This is a genomic window from Sulfuriroseicoccus oceanibius (assembly GCF_010681825.2).
GTDB classification, from domain to species: Bacteria; Verrucomicrobiota; Verrucomicrobiia; order Verrucomicrobiales; family SLCJ01; genus Sulfuriroseicoccus; species Sulfuriroseicoccus oceanibius.
Window position 1 is genome coordinate 3,102,433 of sequence record NZ_CP066776.1, and the last position, 16,771, is coordinate 3,119,203.

Annotated in this window: 7 protein-coding genes, 2 tRNA genes and 3 rRNA genes; 4 read left to right on the top strand and 8 right to left on the bottom strand. The window is 55.9% G+C overall.

Going from position 1 to position 16,771, the window contains the following annotated elements; translation table 11 throughout:
- Positions 1-124: 124 nt before the first annotated feature.
- A complete protein-coding gene (gene cls / locus G3M56_RS12545) occupies positions 125-1,561 on the top strand; it encodes a cardiolipin synthase (protein ID WP_164364267.1) in 1,437 nt (478 codons plus the stop codon).
- Between the two features lie 217 nt (positions 1,562-1,778).
- Here the strand turns inward: cls and G3M56_RS12550 are convergent, their stop codons facing one another.
- Together G3M56_RS12550 and G3M56_RS12555 are read right to left on the bottom strand one after the other, a co-directional pair.
- Complete coding sequence (locus G3M56_RS12550; RefSeq protein ID WP_164364265.1) at positions 1,779-2,282, bottom strand: hypothetical protein; 504 nt, start codon at positions 2,280-2,282, stop codon at positions 1,779-1,781.
- 17 nt (positions 2,283-2,299) lie between these two features.
- A complete protein-coding gene (locus G3M56_RS12555) occupies positions 2,300-3,202 on the bottom strand; it encodes a hypothetical protein (RefSeq protein ID WP_164364264.1) in 903 nt (300 codons plus the stop codon).
- A 187-nt stretch (positions 3,203-3,389) separates the two neighbouring features.
- On the opposite strand from G3M56_RS12555, the gene kdsB reads away from it, so the two are divergent.
- The 3 genes from kdsB (at position 3,390) to G3M56_RS12570 (ending at position 9,003) form a co-directional block, all read left to right on the top strand.
- Positions 3,390-4,193: a 3-deoxy-manno-octulosonate cytidylyltransferase gene (kdsB, locus tag G3M56_RS12560; protein ID WP_164364262.1), complete on the top strand. Its 804-nt coding sequence runs from the start codon at positions 3,390-3,392 to the stop codon at positions 4,191-4,193.
- A gap of 56 nt (positions 4,194-4,249) precedes the next feature.
- Positions 4,250-5,857, top strand: coding sequence for a CTP synthase (pyrG, locus tag G3M56_RS12565; RefSeq protein WP_164364260.1), 1,608 nt, complete (start codon positions 4,250-4,252; stop codon positions 5,855-5,857).
- Positions 5,858-6,102: 245 nt separating this feature from the next.
- Entirely contained in the window at positions 6,103-9,003 is a 2,901-nt protein-coding gene (locus G3M56_RS12570; RefSeq protein WP_164364259.1) for a M16 family metallopeptidase, read from the top strand.
- A gap of 84 nt (positions 9,004-9,087) precedes the next feature.
- Here the strand turns inward: G3M56_RS12570 and G3M56_RS12575 are convergent, their stop codons facing one another.
- The 6 genes from G3M56_RS12575 to G3M56_RS12600 all read right to left on the bottom strand — a co-directional run bounded on the left by G3M56_RS12575 (position 9,088) and on the right by G3M56_RS12600 (position 16,726).
- Positions 9,088-10,995, bottom strand: a complete 1,908-nt coding sequence (locus tag G3M56_RS12575; protein WP_164364257.1) for a 4-alpha-glucanotransferase — start codon at positions 10,993-10,995, stop codon at positions 9,088-9,090.
- Positions 10,996-11,328: 333 nt separating this feature from the next.
- Positions 11,329-11,444 (bottom strand): 5S ribosomal RNA (gene rrf, locus G3M56_RS12580).
- 246 nt (positions 11,445-11,690) lie between these two features.
- Positions 11,691-14,524, bottom strand: a 23S ribosomal RNA gene (locus tag G3M56_RS12585).
- A gap of 213 nt (positions 14,525-14,737) precedes the next feature.
- A tRNA-Ile gene (locus G3M56_RS12590) sits at positions 14,738-14,814 on the bottom strand.
- Positions 14,815-14,898: 84 nt separating this feature from the next.
- A tRNA-Ala gene (locus tag G3M56_RS12595) sits at positions 14,899-14,974 on the bottom strand.
- A gap of 205 nt (positions 14,975-15,179) precedes the next feature.
- Positions 15,180-16,726, bottom strand: a 16S ribosomal RNA gene (locus G3M56_RS12600).
- The 16S, 23S and 5S rRNA genes sit together here with 2 tRNA genes alongside, the layout of an rRNA operon.
- Between the last annotated feature and the right edge of the window lie 45 nt (positions 16,727-16,771).

Consider the following 16,771-nt stretch of genomic DNA (forward strand, 5'->3'; position numbering starts at 1 on the left):
CCAACCCAGCAGAACGGCAGGCACACTGGACCTTGAGATGACCTCCAGCCGTGCCAAACAAGCCCGATCCTCTATCGCCCGATGGATAGGTAACACGCCTGTGCTCGGCTCGATCACCCGCTGGATGTCCAAGAAGAGGAAAACCGTCGCGACTGCCATCGTGATCACATTTCACATCGCCGGCGCCCTCTCGTCGGTAAATGCGATCATGACCACCCGCACCGCACAGGGAGCCATCGCCTGGGCAGTGGCTCTCAACACATTCCCTTACGGAACAGTGCCGGCATATTGGATTTTCGGCCGCGATGAATTCAAAGGCTACGTGGTAGCCAGGCGCGACGACACCTTCGCCACCCAACCTGCCGCAAACCAACTCATGGAAGCGCTGCGCAGCGAAGAGCTCGCGGCACGCAATGTCGGCCCCCGAGGCGCCATTCTTGAAAAGCTTGCGATGCTCCCCTTCACCCGCGGCAACCAAGTCGACCTCCTGATAGACGGCGAGGCAACCTTCGACGCGATCTTTGATGCCATCGACAACGCGGAAGACTACATCCTGGTGCAGTTTTACATCCTGCGGGATGACGAACTCGGCACCCAACTAAAGAACAAGCTCCTCACCAAAGCCAAGCAAGGCGTACGCGTCTACGTTCTATTCGACGAGATCGGTAGCTACGGCCTCCCGGAGAGCTATCTCACCGACCTGCGCGCAGGCGGAGTGAAGATCTCGCGCTTCCACAGCCAAAAAGGCGACACCAACCGATTCCAGCTCAACTTTCGCAACCACCGTAAGATCGTCATCGTCGACGGTCATGTCGCCTTTGTCGGCGGCCACAATGTAGGCGACGAATACCTCGGCAAAGACCCCGAAATGTCCCCGTGGCGAGACACCCACGTAGCCGTTCGCGGCCCAGCCGTTCAATGCATCCAGATCCCATTCGGCGAAGACTGGCACTGGGCCACTGGCGAAGCTCTCTACGACCTGAACTGGACTCCGGTCGCAGCTCCCGATGGACAACAGGAAGTCCTCTCGCTCGCCACCGGCCCGGCAGACCCGCTGGAGACCTGCACACTCTTCTTTCTCGACGCCATCAACTCGGCCACCGAAAGACTGTGGATCGCCAGCCCCTACTTTGTTCCGGACGAACAATTCGTCTCAGCCCTCCAACTGGCATCGCTCCGTGGCGTGGACGTCCGCATCCTCATCCCCGAGGAAGCCGACAGCACGCTGGTATGGCTATCCTCCTTCTCCTACCTCGACGCGATGGAGAAAGCGGGCATCCGTACGTTCCGCTACCAACCCGGATTCCTTCATCAAAAGGTGCTGTTAGTCGACGACGACTTCGCCAGCGTCGGCACCGCCAACTTCGACAACCGATCGTTCCGGCTCAACTTTGAGATCACCATCGCGGTACACGACAGCACCTTCGCTGCACAAGTTGCCACCATGCTAGAGACCGACCTGGAGAAAAGCGTCGAGGCCTCTGCGGCGGACTTCAACGAGGCGCCCTTTTACAAACGTCTCGCCTCCCGCTTCGCACGCTTGCTAGCCCCCGTGCAGTAGCACTGCCACCAATGACCACCATTTAAAGGCCGGATTGGAGGAACCTTGACGAGCTTTTCCTGATGAGGACGGGCGTACCAGCAGGCAACCTGAGCCCCTCAACCCCGTGCATCAAAAACAACCGGGCACCGCGTATTGGACGGCACAAAAAATCCGGGCACCCAACGGAAGCTCTCCGCCGGATGCCCGGATGATGATTCATCAGCCCTAAGCTCGCTCACTCGTCTTTCTTCACCACACCGCCGGTCTTATATCCATAGACCAACGCCCAGTTGAACCCCTCCATATCCTTCACCACACCAGAAATCCTAACAGCCACCAACATGGTACGTTCAGGCTTAAACTCGAACACCAAAGCCTCGCCCACTTTCTTCAACTCGCCCTCGATCACATTGCCATCCACATCGGTCACCTCCATCTCAAGAGCAGTCCCCTCTTCCGACGACCCGAGGAAGAACCAGTAACGATTGCCCCGGAAAACCTGGTATCCCACACGACTGGACTCCTCATTCTCCAAGCGGCCACTCGCATAGTCATAGCGAATCCGCACCCCTTGCTCCTCGACATAAGACTGCGCAGCCTCCAACGCGAAGCTATGGGCGTCATCGACCACCGCTTCCGCAGGACTAATACTCAACGCAGCTGCGGCGAGCCAACCGGCGCAACAAAGCGCCTTGGAAAAACCGTGAGATTTCGACCGTTTGTTCTGTTGTTTTATCATCTGATCAACTCCCGTGGTTATTGGTTGTCCGTTGTAGGTTTCCCCTCCACATTCTCAGCCGCAGCATCCTCCGCAGCTTCTTCGCCCCCCTTGGCTTCGCTCTTTGCACCGTAGATGGCAGCGACCACTTCATTGGAGATGTGCTCAATCTGAGCCACCTCGATATCCGTGAGCATTTCCTTGTTCATCAAAATGCGCAGCTGCACCAGGGCCTTCTCCATCGTCGGCACCCCGTCGACCCGGCGCGCCCGCTCGCCCATGTTGGACAACACTTTGGAAAAATGCACCGCCAAGTCCGGCTGTCTCAGCAACTCCGCGCGTTCGTTGGAATAGCTGTCGAGAATCACATGACTTACCGCCTCTGTTCCTCGTACCCATCCGCCCAAGCTCACAAACTGGGACAACTCTTCGTCCTGCAACTTTTCCATCGCGGTACGCACGGTCGTCTGTGTCTTGTCCAACTCAGCCCGAACCGAATCCCAGTCTCCCGCGTCCGATCCATCGACCATCGCCCGCGCGTGACCGGCAACTTCGTCCTTCACCCCCAGCATCTCGGCCAACTCCAAAACCTCAGGCCCCAAATCCTTGATCGCGTTCTTATCCGAAGCCTGAACCGCTAAAAACCCTTCCGCCACCACTGCCCCCATCACCAACGCCGCCTGCGGACGTGACAACCGCTGCGGACGTTTCGGCAATGGCGCCACGCCCTTCCAGTTGCGGATCCCCAGATCATCAAGCACCGCAAAAATCTCATGCGGCACCGGAATCACCACTTGGTCGAGCACCTGCACCGGCGCCATTTCATCCGGACTGTCCGCCGCGCCCATCGCTGGAGTCACGTTGGCCATCGCCGTTCCCACCACCGCCACACTCGCGACCACCACCTTCGCCCCCCGTAGATTCATCAATGAACGTAACATGCCCACCAGAATGTGGAGAATCGGACCAATTGGCAAGCCTAGGTCGCAGCGGATTTGGATGAATTTTGCACCCGATCCACCGAAGATTCTGTTTGTGCATCACATGGGATTCAGTAGAACTATGCGGATTGACTGAGTGCGGATCCCGCCGGATCCGCCACCCACGCATTGAATCGTATTTTCTACCATGACTGCTTCCCCGTCCGCCGCACCGTCACAAGCCCCGGGGACCATTGCCGCTGTGATTCCAGCGCGTTGGGCATCTTCCAGATTCCCTGGCAAACCGCTCCACCCCATTGCCGGCAAACCAATGATCCAACGCGTGTGGGAGCGTTGCCGACAGTGCCAGTCCATCGACCGCGTCATCATCGCCACCGATGACCAGCGCATCGCCGATGCCGCCACCGCTTTCGGTGCGGATGTCACCATGACCCGCGCCGACCACGCATCCGGTACAGATCGCATCGCCGAAGTGATGGAAAAGAACCCGGACGTCGACGCCGTCGTCAATGTCCAGGGAGACGAGCCGATGATCGATCCGGCACTGGTCGATGAACTCGCCTCATTGCTGCGCACCGATCCGTCGCTCCAGATGGCAACCGCGGCCAACGTCATCGACACCACCACCGAAGCCGGCATGAAGCGCTTTTTAGACCCAAATGTGGTCAAAGTGGTCAGAAATGCGACTGGCGACGCACTTTATTTTTCCCGCAGCCCGATCCCACACAACCGCGATGGCGCCGTCATTCCTGCCGCCAGTCCATTGCATCATAAGGGGATTTACGCCTACACCCGCAAGCTTTTGCTCGACTTCATCACGTGGCCACCATCGCCATTAGAGCAATCTGAGGCACTCGAACAATTGCGGGCGCTCGATCATGGCATTACCATCAGGGTAATCACGACCGACGATGAGTCTCCAGGAGTCGATACGCCAGAGCAAGTCGCCACTATTGAAGCCCTCATCGCAGCCGACCCATCCCTTTCTTGAACCAGGCCCCCTCCCGAACCATTATCACCTCACCAGCTCAGCATTCCGCACATCCCATGAAATACATCTTCGTAACCGGTGGAGTCGTCAGTTCTCTTGGCAAAGGCCTCGCCGCAGCAAGTCTCGGAACCCTCCTCGAACTCCGGGGCCAGCGCGTCATCCTTCAGAAATTCGATCCATACCTCAACGTCGACCCTGGCACCATGTCGCCATTCCAGCACGGTGAGGTGTACGTCCTCGACGACGGTGCGGAAACCGACCTCGACCTGGGCCACTACGAGCGATTCACCTCGTGCCGTCTCTCCCGCCTCAACAACCTGACCTCCGGCCAGGTTTACGAAACCGTTCTTAAGAAAGAACGCCGCGGCGACTACCTCGGCAAAACCGTGCAGGTCATCCCTCACGTCACCAACGAGATCAAAGACCGCATCCACGAAGTCGCCCGCAAAATGGAAGGCGACATCATTATCACAGAAATCGGTGGCACCGTGGGTGACATCGAAGGTCTTCCATTCCTCGAAGCGATCCGTCAGTTCCGCCACGAAGTGGGACCGGAAAACGTGCTCTTCATGCACGTCACGCTGATTCCTTTCATCAAAGCCGCAGGCGAGCTCAAGACCAAGCCGACCCAGCAGTCGGTTGCCAAGCTCCGCGAAATTGGTATCGCCCCGGACATCGTGGTATGCCGCTCGGAGCACGACATCGAGTTCGAAGTGCGTGAGAAAATCGCCATGTTCTGCAACCTCGAGCGCCGCGCGGTGATCGAGTTCCGCGACGTCGACCACTCGATCTACGAGTGCCCGTTGGCTGTACGCAACCAGCGCATGGACGACCTCGTCTGCGAGAAGCTCGGCATCGAGGCACCTGAGCCGGACCTCCGCGAGTACCGCAGCTTCGTCAACCGCGTCATCCACCCAAGCAATGCCTGCCGCATCGCCGTGGTCGGCAAGTACGTCGAACTCCAGGACGCCTACAAGTCGATCTACGAATCCATCACCCACGCAGGCGCCGAGCACGACACCGGCGTCAAAGTCCTGCGCATCGACGCCGAGGACCTCGAGGCCGACGGCGCGGAGAAGCACCTCAGCAACATCGACGGCATCCTCATTCCAGGTGGCTTCGGCGACCGAGGCACCGAAGGTAAGATCCTCGCCGCCCGCTACGCACGCGAAAACAAGATCCCTTACTTCGGTATCTGCCTCGGCATGCAGATCGCGACCATCGAGTTCGCTCGCAATGTCTGTGAACTTGAGGGAGCAAATTCCACCGAATTCGATCCGCACACCGAGCACCCGGTCATCTGCTTGCTCGAAGAGCAAAAAGAAGTCGAAGCCAAGGGCGGATCGATGCGCCTCGGAACTTGGGTCACCGACCTCAAGGACGGCACCATCGCTCGCAAACTCTACGGCACCGACACCATCAGCGAACGCCACCGCCACCGCTTCGAGTTCAACCAGAACTACCGTGAGCAGATGGAAAAGGCTGGCCTCGTCATCTCCGGCACCTCGCCTGATGACACGTTGACCGAGATCATCGAACTGAAGGACCACCCATTCTACGTGGCGGCTCAGTTCCACCCGGAATTCCTGTCGCGCCCGAACCACCCGCATCCGTTGTTCTCCGGATTCGTGGCGGCATCGCTCGAAAACGCGACCTCGATCTAAGCCATCGGCTGACAGATCCAAAACTCACCATGAGGTGCCTGACACTCGCTGTCGGGCGCCTCATTTTTTTTTTGCCACCGCACATCTCCGGAGTCTGAATCAGACAGAACCACAAGAATTTGAGACAATTTCTCTCATCATATTCGCCCCTAATCCGTTACGCATGAGCAATCGTACTTCCAATGCGTATCCCATTACTGCTAGACATAGCTTTGCTCTAGAAAGCCCCATTTGATCCACGATTTATGAACAGCCGAAAACGCCCGACCCCTCGCATCCTCAAGACACTCGCCGCATCCGCGGTCTGTCTGGTTGCGAGCACGCTCGCCTCACACGCCAACCAGCCGCCGCAGCCCCCTCTCTTCCCGCACGAAACGTCGGACCTTCAGGTCGATCCTGCGATCAAGTTCGGCAAACTCGAGAACGGCGTCCGCTACGCCATCCTCAAAAACACCGAGCCTCCAAACCACGTCTCGCTGCGCCTCCATATCGACGCAGGATCCCTCGCCGAAGCCGATAACCAGCAGGGACTCGCTCACTTCCTTGAGCACATGGCATTCAACGGCACGGAGCACTTCGGGCCAGACGAACTCGTCACCTTCCTCCAAAACAACGGCATCTCGTTCGGCGCGCACCTCAACGCCTACACCAGCTTCGACGAAACCGTCTACATGCTCGACCTCCCGGACAACAATCAGGAGCTCGTCGACAAGGGCATGCTGGTCATCGCCGATTGGGCCGACGGCATGTCCCTGATCGAAGAACAAATCGACCACGAGCGGGGCGTTATCCTCGCCGAAAAGCGCGACCGCGACTCGGTGGAGTTCCGCGTCATGGAACAACAGTTCAAGAACCTCCTGCCAGAAGCCCGCGTCACCAAGCGCTTCCCTATCGGCACGGAAGAAGTCATCACAGGCGCACCTCGCGAGCGATTCGTTGAGTTCTACGAAGACAATTACTCACCAGACCGCACCACGGTCGTCGTCGTTGGCGACATCGATGAAGCCAAGATCGAAGCCAAGATCCGCGAACTCTTCGGCAAAATGGAGCCGCTCACCGAACGCAAGCCCGATCCAGAACTCGGCCAAATCACCGTCTTCGAGAAACCGCAGCCGTCCGTGATCGTCGACGACGAGCTCAAGTCGACCAGCGTCGACATCACCTCGATCAAACCTTACCAGCATCATAGCGATAGCGTCGCGGACCGCACACGCAGGCTCCCACTGAACCTTGCCACCGCGATGCTCAACACACGCCTCGGCGTACTCGCCAAATCAGAGGATGCCGGCTTCACTTCGGCCTCTGTCTCATCGTACGAACTGATGGAAACCGCCGAGATGAACTCCATCTCAGTGACCGCCAAGGATCACGATTGGAAGCGCGCTCTGGAGGTCGCGGAGAACGAACTCCGCCGCGCGCTGGAGTTCGGGTTCACCCAGGCTGAATATGACGAAGTCGTGGCCAACCTCGGCCGCTCATTCGAAGATGCAGTAAAGAGCAAAAGCACACGTCACTCAGACTCGTTGGCGGTTGCACTCACCGGCTCGATCCACGACGGCAAAGTGTTCACCACCCCGGAATCCAACCTCGAATGGTTCAAGGCCACGATCGGCTCGATGAGTCCGGAAATCGCCCACCAAGCACTGGTCAAAGCATGGAGTGAACCAAACCTCGCCATCAACCTGACCTCACCAAAAGAAGTCGAAGGCAAGGAAGCTGCGCTGATGGAGCAATTCGCTGCCGTGACTCAAAACGAAGTCACCGCGCCAGCAGAGACCGAAACCTCGGCATTCGCCTACGATAACCTTGGCGAGCCAGGCACCGTCACCAAGCGCACGGAGATCGAAGACCTCGGCATCACCCAGCTCGAGCTCTCAAATGGCGTACGCGTCAATTTGAAGTCGACCGACTTCGCCAAGAACGAAGTCAATCTGACCGCACGCATCTCCGGCGGCTTGGTTGTCCAGCCGGAGAACAAGCCCGGACTCTCGATGATTCTCAGCGGATTCTTCAACGGCGGCGGTCTGGAAGCGCATCCCGTCGATGAGCTCCAGCGGATCTTCGCAGGCAAGAAAATCGGAACCGCTCTCAGCGTAGACGAAGACGCCTTCGTTCTCGCCGGAAAAACCACACCGGAAGACATGGAGGACCAACTCAAACTGATGGTCGCCTACATTCAGCACCCGGGCTACCGCGATGAAGCGGAGCGCATGATCCGAAACATGCTCCCAATGCTCACCGCCCAGCTCAAAACAACTCCACAAGGAATCCTCTCCACCAAGGGAGCCCATTTCCTGGCTGGCAACGACCCTCGCTTCGGCCTGGCATCCACCGACGTGCTCGACGACTACACCATGGAAGACGTCAAAGCCTGGTTGAGCGGCCCACTCAGCGACGGATCGATCGAGCTCTCAATCGTTGGCGACTTCGATGTGGAATCGATTATCCCACAAATCGCAGCAACCTTCGGTGCCCTGCCAACCCGCCCATGGAGCTGGTCGGTCAATGCCGAAGCGCGCGAAGTGCCATCTCCAGAGTCCAACCGCAAGACCTTCCACTTGGACAGCAAACTGCCAAAAGGACTCGTCACCGTGAACTGGCCACTTGATCCAAACGAGGACATCCACAAATCGCGCACTGCCCGACTTCTCGGAGACATCCTCAGTGACCGCCTACGTGTCGAGATCCGCGAAAAAGCCGGCGACGCCTACAGCCCACAAGCAGGCTTCAGCGACTCCCGCTTCTGGATCAATGACGGCACACTCATGACCTTCATTCAAGTCGACCCTAAACTCACCGACGACATCGCCGAGCGCCTCATCGCCATCGGCAACGACTTGGCTGAAAACGGTGCCACCGCTGAAGAGCTTGAGCGCGCTCGCGAACCAGCCCTCGCATTGGTTACCAAAGCTGTGCGTTCCAATAGCTATTGGCTCGGATCGGTTCTCAATGGGTCACAGCACAAGGCTCACCAGATCGACTGGGCGCGCACGTTCCCTGACGGTTACTCAAAGGTCACGTTGGAGGAGGTGAACGCCATGGCAAAGGAAACCCTCACCAAGGACAAGGCCACCACCGTCATCATCACCACCGATAAGGCCGCCGCAGACGAAGAACAGCAGCCAGCCGCAGACGAAGCCGCGTAAATCAAAACACCCCCGACGATCACGCCGGAATCACAAAGGGAGCATGCAGTCCGCATGCTCCCTTTTTTCGTCGCTGAACAAGCGTCACATATCCTGAAGGCTCCGCTCACCGGCGAACTTCTCCAACTGTTGAATGAGTTCTTCAGGATCGTGTCCTCCAAGATCAAGTGCAGGTGAGCGCAACGCGATGCAAAGCGCGCGCGGTAGGTTGAGCGCGCGGCCTTGTAGCGCATCTTCCCGATAACCTGACTCGAAATCGCGAGGGACCCGCAGCGTCCAATTGATGTCGTTCACGGTACCCGGCACGTTGTAGGGCTCTTCGATTCCGAAGAGATCACTCATGAACACCATGATGCTCCGCGCCCGGCTGATGAGAAGATCCGCAAAAAGCGCATGTACCAGCTCAGCTGGGCAACTCGCCGTCTTGGAGATCCAGGCCTGCCGGTCATGATCCTTCGGGCAAAGTCGACGAGCAAGGTCGGTCGCCCTCGCAACAGCGGTTCCTTTCTCCGTCCACTCGCGTGCCAGTTGCCAGATCGGCGGGGTATCGTGGTTCCCCAACATGATCCAATCAACAGGCTCAGCCAGCTCGCTGCGGTAGACGTCCGTCGGGTTGTCAGGATCCACCTTTTGCAGGATCCGAAACCGTCCCAACCCAAACCGGTCGAGCACACACTTCAGAGGGTACGGCAAAGTCGACAAGACTTCGCACACGAGATCCAACTGCTGACGACTGCTCGCATCCGGCGCCACGATGCGCGTAAACACCTTCGCATACTGGTCGATCTGCTCCTCAGTGAGCTCCGCGACCCACCGCTCCGTATGCCGCTCCTGGCTGCGATCCAACTGATGGGCCTCTGGTATGGCAAACTCAGCAAGACGCGGGTGTTCGGGCAGGTCAGGACTCGAGAAGAGCCGCGCACCACCTCTCACAGCCTCGAATGGATCTTCGATATCCGAACGATAGACCCATGGACAAACCCATCCATGAGGATGGTCCACACGGATGCCGTCATACTCAGCGTAGAGCTTGCGCAACCTCTCGATAACCAACATGAGTGCCGCCCCCGGCCCGCGCTCGGTCATATACTTCGCAGGATCGAGCACAGCAAACCCCCAGGGTTGGCCGTCTGGGTTCGTGCGGCTTGGAGGCGCCCCCATATAATAGCCATCAACCAGAGCAGATTGGTACGCCCAGCAATCCTGATTCGAGAGGCCGATTTGAAGATCTGCGTAAAGCTTGAGCCCCACGCGTGACGCCTCATGACGAAGATCCAAATGACAGTCATGCACCAGGAGTTGCACCAACTCAGCACACTCCATCGCACCCGCATGATCCCTTCGCAGCTCGTCCAGGCGTGCTCGAGGCACCTCCGACTCATCGGAAAACAACAGGCGATCCGGCCGGCCACTCCCATCATCAGGCCAGTCGCGCCAGCTCTTGCGACCGTTGGCCTCGAAGAGTGCGTAATACAGGGCGTCGCGTTCGAGCCAGTCGGAATTGCTTTCACGGAAACGCTCAAGCCTTGCCGCCAAAACCCGATGTCGGTCCCGGTTGTTCGCGAACTCGGCGTACGCTGTTGCGATTGCCTCGTCCATGAGCTCCCAGGCTGCCGCGTAAGACACACGCCCAGGAGTCGCCTCCTCACGTTTCACCCTTTCATCAATCCATTCCTGACTGAGCAGCTCCCACTCCAGAAGAGCCGCCAGCGGCAGGGAGAGCGGGTTGCGACTGAACACCGTACCATCATAAGGCGATGCGTTATCGCGGGCCGTCGCGCCCTGTGGACCGAGCTGGATTCCATTGAACCCAACGTGATGCGTGAACCGCAAAAAATCCATCGCCCCCTCCGAATAAGGAGATCCCCGTCCGATGTCCTCTCCCGGCTTGGATGGAAAACTGGCGTCGTGGATCTGAAGGAACAGTTTGTCGACCCCACAAAGCTGAAGGCCCTCACGGACCGCAGAACCGTAATCGTCGGAGAATGGCATGAAGAAGTGAAACAGGTGGGAGTTTGCATTCCACCAATCTGCGAACCGCAGCACTGATGGAAAAATCAGAGATTTCAAGGGTGTCGGCGCCGCCCGATAAAGACAACGCGCCGCGCATGAGTGTGGTTACTTAACCTCAACCGTCAACAGCCAATTTGGCCGCACACACGCCAAGCAACTCAGCCGCTTCTCAATAAGTGCCATAGGCCCTATACGACCTATTTCTCCACCTCCGTCCCGCTTGGTCCAGCTCACGTCATCGCTCCACCCTCACCTCCCGAATTCAGGGCAAAAAAAATCCCCATCTCCTATTCGGAGATGGGGACCATCAAGTTCTGGCGGCGACCTACTCTCGCATGGCCTATCGCCACACTACCATCGGCGCAACGTCGTTTCACTTCCGGGTTCGGGATGGGACCGGGTGGGACCAACGTGCTATAGCCACCAGATGGCAGCCACGATGCCGATTCATTCGTTTCGTGGCTGGTAATCTGATGACCAGTTGCCTGGTTTCAGAACTCGATGAAAAAAGATCTACGCGAACAACTCAATCTGAGCTGACGTGTGAGTGAACCTCGTTGGGGTGATTCACTGATATCTGTATGCAGAAGAGGTAATAAGAAACACAATCTTGTGTCTTTCGATTCCCGTCATTCCTGACGTTCGTTTAGAGAAATAAAACCAATCTAAACAAGAAGAACAAGTCGAACGGATGATTAGTATTACTAAGCTGAACATGTTGCCATGCTTACACCCGTAACCTATCAACGTGGTGGTCTACCACGATCCTTCAGGGAAAATTAGTCTTAGGAGGGGCTTGGCGCTTAGATGCTTTCAGCGCTTATCCTTTCCGCACTTAGCTGCCCAGCAATGCCCTTGACAGAACAACTGGAGCACCAGAGGTGCGTCAAACTCGGTCCTCTCGTACTAGAGTTTGAACCCTTCAATTTTCCTACGCCCACAGAAGATAGAGGACCGAACTGTCTCGCGACGTTCTGAACCCAGCTCGCGTGCCGCTTTAACCGGCGAACAGCCGGACCCTTGGGACCTTCTCCAGCCCCAGGATGCGACGAGCCGACATCGAGGTGCCAAACTTCGCCGTCGATATGAACTCTTGGGCGAAATCAGCCTGTTATCCCTAGCGTACCTTTTATCCGTTGAGCGATGGCAATTCCACATTCAACCACCGGATCACTTTGACCTACTTTCGTATCTGCTCGACTTGTGGGTCTCACAGTTAGGCTGGCTTATGCCAATGCACTCGAAACGCAATTGCCAACTGCGCTGAGCCAACCTTCGCGCTCCTCCGTTACTCTTTAGGAGGATACCGCCCCAGTAAAACTGACCGGCTGCCATTGTTCCCCTACCTGATTCAAGGTCAGAGGTTAGATTTTCCAATACCAAAGGGTGGTATCTCACTGGCGGCTCCACATATCCCTAAAGATATGTTTCAAAGCCTCCCACTTATGCTGAGCATTGAAACCGAAAAATCAATAACAGCGTACAGTTAAGGTGCATAGGGTCTTTCCGTCTTTCTGCGGGTAGACGGCATCTTCACCGTCATTACAATTTCACTGAGCATCTGGTTGAGACAGCGGCCAACTCGTTGCACGATTCGTGCAGGTCGGAACTTACCCGACAAGGAATTTCGCTACCTTAGGACCGTTATAGTTACGGCCGACATTCACCAGGACTTGGGCTCGGAGCTTCGCTCGAAAGCTAACACCTTACCGTAATCTTTTGGCATTGGTCACGTGTCACATCGTATACGTCGACTTTCGTCTTAGCACAATGCTGTGTTTTTGCTAAACAGTCGGTTGGCCCGGTTCACTGCGGCCCCCAATAAAGGGGCACCCCTTATCCCGAAGTTACGGGGTCAATTTGCCGAGTTCCTTAACCAGATTTCACTCTTACGCCTTAGTATACTCAACTCACCCACCTGTGTCGGTTTACGGTACGGGCTCCTTAGCGTACCCCGCGACTTTTCTAGGCGGTTGGATCATGAAGGTAGGTTCAGCCGAAGCTTCCCCTCTGCCACTTTCAATCGGCATTATCAGTCACCACCCGCGTCCTCGCGGATTAAGGTTCGGAGGTGCTGGAATATTAACCAGCTATCCATCGCCTACGCCTATCGGCCTCGGCTTAGGTCCCGACTAACCCTGGGACGAAAAACGTTGCCCAGGAAACCTTGGGTTTACGGCGGACGGGGATTTCACCCGTCTTATCGTTACTCATGTCTGCATACTCACTTCCCAACACTCCACCGTCAGTCGCCATCGGGCTTCAATGCTGTTGGGAACGCTCCCCTACCACACTCTATAAAGAGCATCCAGAGCTTCGGTATACCGCTTGATCGCCAATTATTTTAGGCGCAAGATCTCTCGATGAGTCAGCTGTTACGCACTGTTTAAATGGTGGCTGCTTCTAAGCCAACATCCTCACTGTCAAAGAAATCTCACATCCTTTCCACTGAGCGGTATTTGGGCACCTTAGCTGCTGATCTGGGTTGTTTCCCTTTCGACTATGAAGCTTATCCCCCATAGACTCACTGCTGTGTTTCACCCCACGGTATTCGGAGTTTGATTGAGTTTGGTAACCGGGTATGGCCCCTAGCTCATTCAGTGCTCTACCCCCGTGGGTCAGCACACAACGCTGCACCTAAATGCATTTCGGGGAGAACCAGCTATCACCGGGTTTGATTAGCCTTTCACTCCGACCCACAGCTCATCCGAGCGTTTTTCAACACACATCGGTTCGGTCCTCCACTGCATTTTACTGCAGCTTCAACCTGGCCATGGGTAGGTCACCTCGGCTTCGGGTCCAGCGCCAGCGACTATGTCGCCCTATTCAGACTCGCTTTCGCTACGCCTCCGTCCCGGAAGGACTTAAGCTCGCCACTGGCACTGACTCGCAGACTCATTAAGCAAAAGGCACGCCATCACCCCATAAAGAGGCTCTGACACCTTGTAGGCATGCGGTTTCAGGTTCTATTTCACTCCGCTCGCAGCGGTTCTTTTCACCTTTCCCTCACGGTACTTGTTCACTATCGGTCACCAACTAGTATTTAGCCTTACGCGGTGGTCCGCGCAGATTCACACAACGTTTCACGTGTGTCGTGCTACTCAGGAACATCCTAGGGTCTCTTCAGATTTCGATCACGGGGCTATCACCCTCTATGACGCAACTTTCCAGATGCTTAATCTATCTTCAGAAATCCCACATCGGAGTCCTACAACCCCAGGAGCAAGCTCCTGGTTTGGGCTCTTCCGCTTTCGCTCGCCACTACTTACGGAATCGATTCTCTTTCTTTTCCTCCGGTTACTGAGATGTTTCACTTCACCGGGTATTGCGACCTCTTGCCTATGTATTCAGCAAGAGACGACTGAGTATTAACTCAGTCAGGTTACCCCATTCGGAAATCCACGGATCAAAGCTTATTTGCAGCTCTCCGAGGCTTATCGCAGCTTATCACGTCCTTCATCGCCTGTTGGTACCAAGGCATCCACTGCATGCCCTTATATACTTGTTCTCTTGATTTAGATCAGTAAGTAACTCACCCCCTCAAGGGAGGATCATTACAAAATTTGCCGTTGTTAGTATTTCTACTAGACGTCAGGATAGAAATCATTGTCACACAATGAAATTGTATTTCTATATTACTTTTTATCCTGCATACAGATATCAAAGAACCATCTCTTTTGGATCACCATCGTTCCACTCAAACCAACAACGTCTCAATAAATGGTGGGCCAGACAGGACTTGAACCTGTGACCTCACGCTTATCAAGCGCGCGCTCTAACCAACTGAGCTACAGGCCCTTCATTTGGCGTAGCCAGTAGCTGGCAGCTAGTAGCAAGGTTTCCCTTCCTACTCCCTACTTCCTACTCGCTACTTGAAGACGTTGGTGGAGGCATGGGGATTCGAACCCCAGACATCCAGCTTGCAAAGCTGGCGCTCTACCAACTGAGCTATACCCCCGTTGGAAAACGGTTTTTGTGGAAGGAGAAGTAAAGACTAAAATGTGCACTGCGCGATTCCAAACGCACTCAAGGTTGTGAGTTGTCAGTTCATTTCTTCCCTGACTGCGCCAGCTTGTTTCCAAACTTATGCTGCAAGCAGCACTTAGGCGTCGACCTATTTGCCGGATATTTCCGTGAGACGGACCGGTCAAATTACTCCTTAGAAAGGAGGTGATCCAGCCGCAGGTTCCCCTACGGCTACCTTGTTACGACTTCATCCCAGTTACCAACTACACCTTAGGACCGAGTTGCGATACTTCGGGTGCGGTCGGCTTCCATGATGTGACGGGCGGTGTGTACAAGACCCGGGAACGTATTCACGGCGCCGTAGCTGATGCGCCGTTACTAGCGATTCCAGCTTCATGTAGGCGAGTTGCAGCCTACAATCCGAACTGAGCCCAGTTTTGTAGATTTCCTCCACCTCGCGGTATCGGTTCTCATTGTACTGAGCATTGTAGTACGTGTGCGGCCCTGGGCATAAGGGCCATACTGACCTGACGTCGTCCCCACCTTCCTCCCAGTTGATCTGGGCAGTCTGACTAGAGTCCCCACCATTACGTGCTGGCAACTAATCACAGGGGTTGCGCTCGTTGCGGGACTTAACCCAACATCTCACGACACGAGCTGACGACGGCCATGCAGCACCTGTGCACGTCCAACCGAATTGACAGTCTGCTTTCACAGACCTACGACGGCATGTCAAGCCCAGGTAAGGTTCTTCGCGTTGCATCGAATTAAGCCACATACTCCACCGCTTGTGCGGGTCCCCGTCAATTTCTTTGAGTTTTAGTCTTGCGACCGTACTCCCCAGGCGGCTCGCTTAACGCGTTAGCTCCGGCACGAAAGGGGTCGAATCCTCTCACACCAAGCGAGCACCGTTTACTGCTAGGACTACCAGGGTATCTAATCCTGTTCGCTCCCCTAGCCTTCGTATCTCAGCGTCAGTAAATGTCCAGAGTCTCGCCTTCGCCACTAGTGTTCCTCACGATATCCACGCATTTCACTGCTACACCGTGAATTCCAGACTCCCCTCCATTACTCTAGCGTGGGAGTATCGGGTGCAGTTCCGAGGTTGAGCCCCGGGCTTTCACACCTGACTTTCCACGCCGCCTACATACGCTTTACGCCCAGTGATTCCGAACAACGCTTGGGACCTTCGTATTACCGCGGCTGCTGGCACGAAGTTAGCCGTCCCTTCCTCTCCAATTACTATCAAATACTACATCTATTAAACATAATACCCATACTCATTGGTGACAGGAGTTTACGACCCTAGGGCCTTCATCCTCCACGCGGCGTTGCAGCATCAGGCTTTCGCCCATTGTGCATGATTCTCGACTGCTGCCACCCGTAGGTGTCTGGACCGTGTCTCAGTTCCAGTGTGGCCGGACATCCTCTCAGACCGGCTACCCGTCGTTGTCTTGGTAGGCCATTACCCCACCAACAAACTGATAGGCCGCGAGCCAATCTCGAAGCGGCAGGCCCGAAGGTCCCTACCTTTAGCAAGAAATGGAATCCCATCTCCGCCACATGCGGTATTAATCCAACTTTCGCTGGGCTATCCCGCTCTTCGAGGCATATTACTCACGTGTTACGCACCCGTTCGCCACTAGGAATGCATTTAGCAAGCTAATCACATCCCCCGTTCGACTTGCATGTCTTATCCACGCCGCCAGCGTTCGTTCTGAGCCAGAATCAAACTCTCCATAAAGAAATTGGTATTGGCGTATTGCCAAAAAGTTTTCAGTCCGATCAA

Bases quoted from the DNA above. Each gene is read 5' to 3' on its own strand.
- cls (WP_164364267.1), top strand. From the start codon at position 125: ATGTCCAAGAAGAGGAAAACCGTCGCGACTGCCATCGTGATCACATTT.
- G3M56_RS12550 (WP_164364265.1), bottom strand. From the start codon at position 2,282: ATGATAAAACAACAGAACAAACGGTCGAAATCTCACGGTTTTTCCAAG.
- G3M56_RS12555 (WP_164364264.1), bottom strand. From the start codon at position 3,202: ATGTTACGTTCATTGATGAATCTACGGGGGGCGAAGGTGGTGGTCGCG.
- kdsB (WP_164364262.1), top strand. From the start codon at position 3,390: ATGACTGCTTCCCCGTCCGCCGCACCGTCACAAGCCCCGGGGACCATT.
- pyrG (WP_164364260.1), top strand. From the start codon at position 4,250: ATGAAATACATCTTCGTAACCGGTGGAGTCGTCAGTTCTCTTGGCAAA.
- G3M56_RS12570 (WP_164364259.1), top strand. From the start codon at position 6,103: ATGAACAGCCGAAAACGCCCGACCCCTCGCATCCTCAAGACACTCGCC.
- G3M56_RS12575 (WP_164364257.1), bottom strand. From the start codon at position 10,995: ATGCCATTCTCCGACGATTACGGTTCTGCGGTCCGTGAGGGCCTTCAG.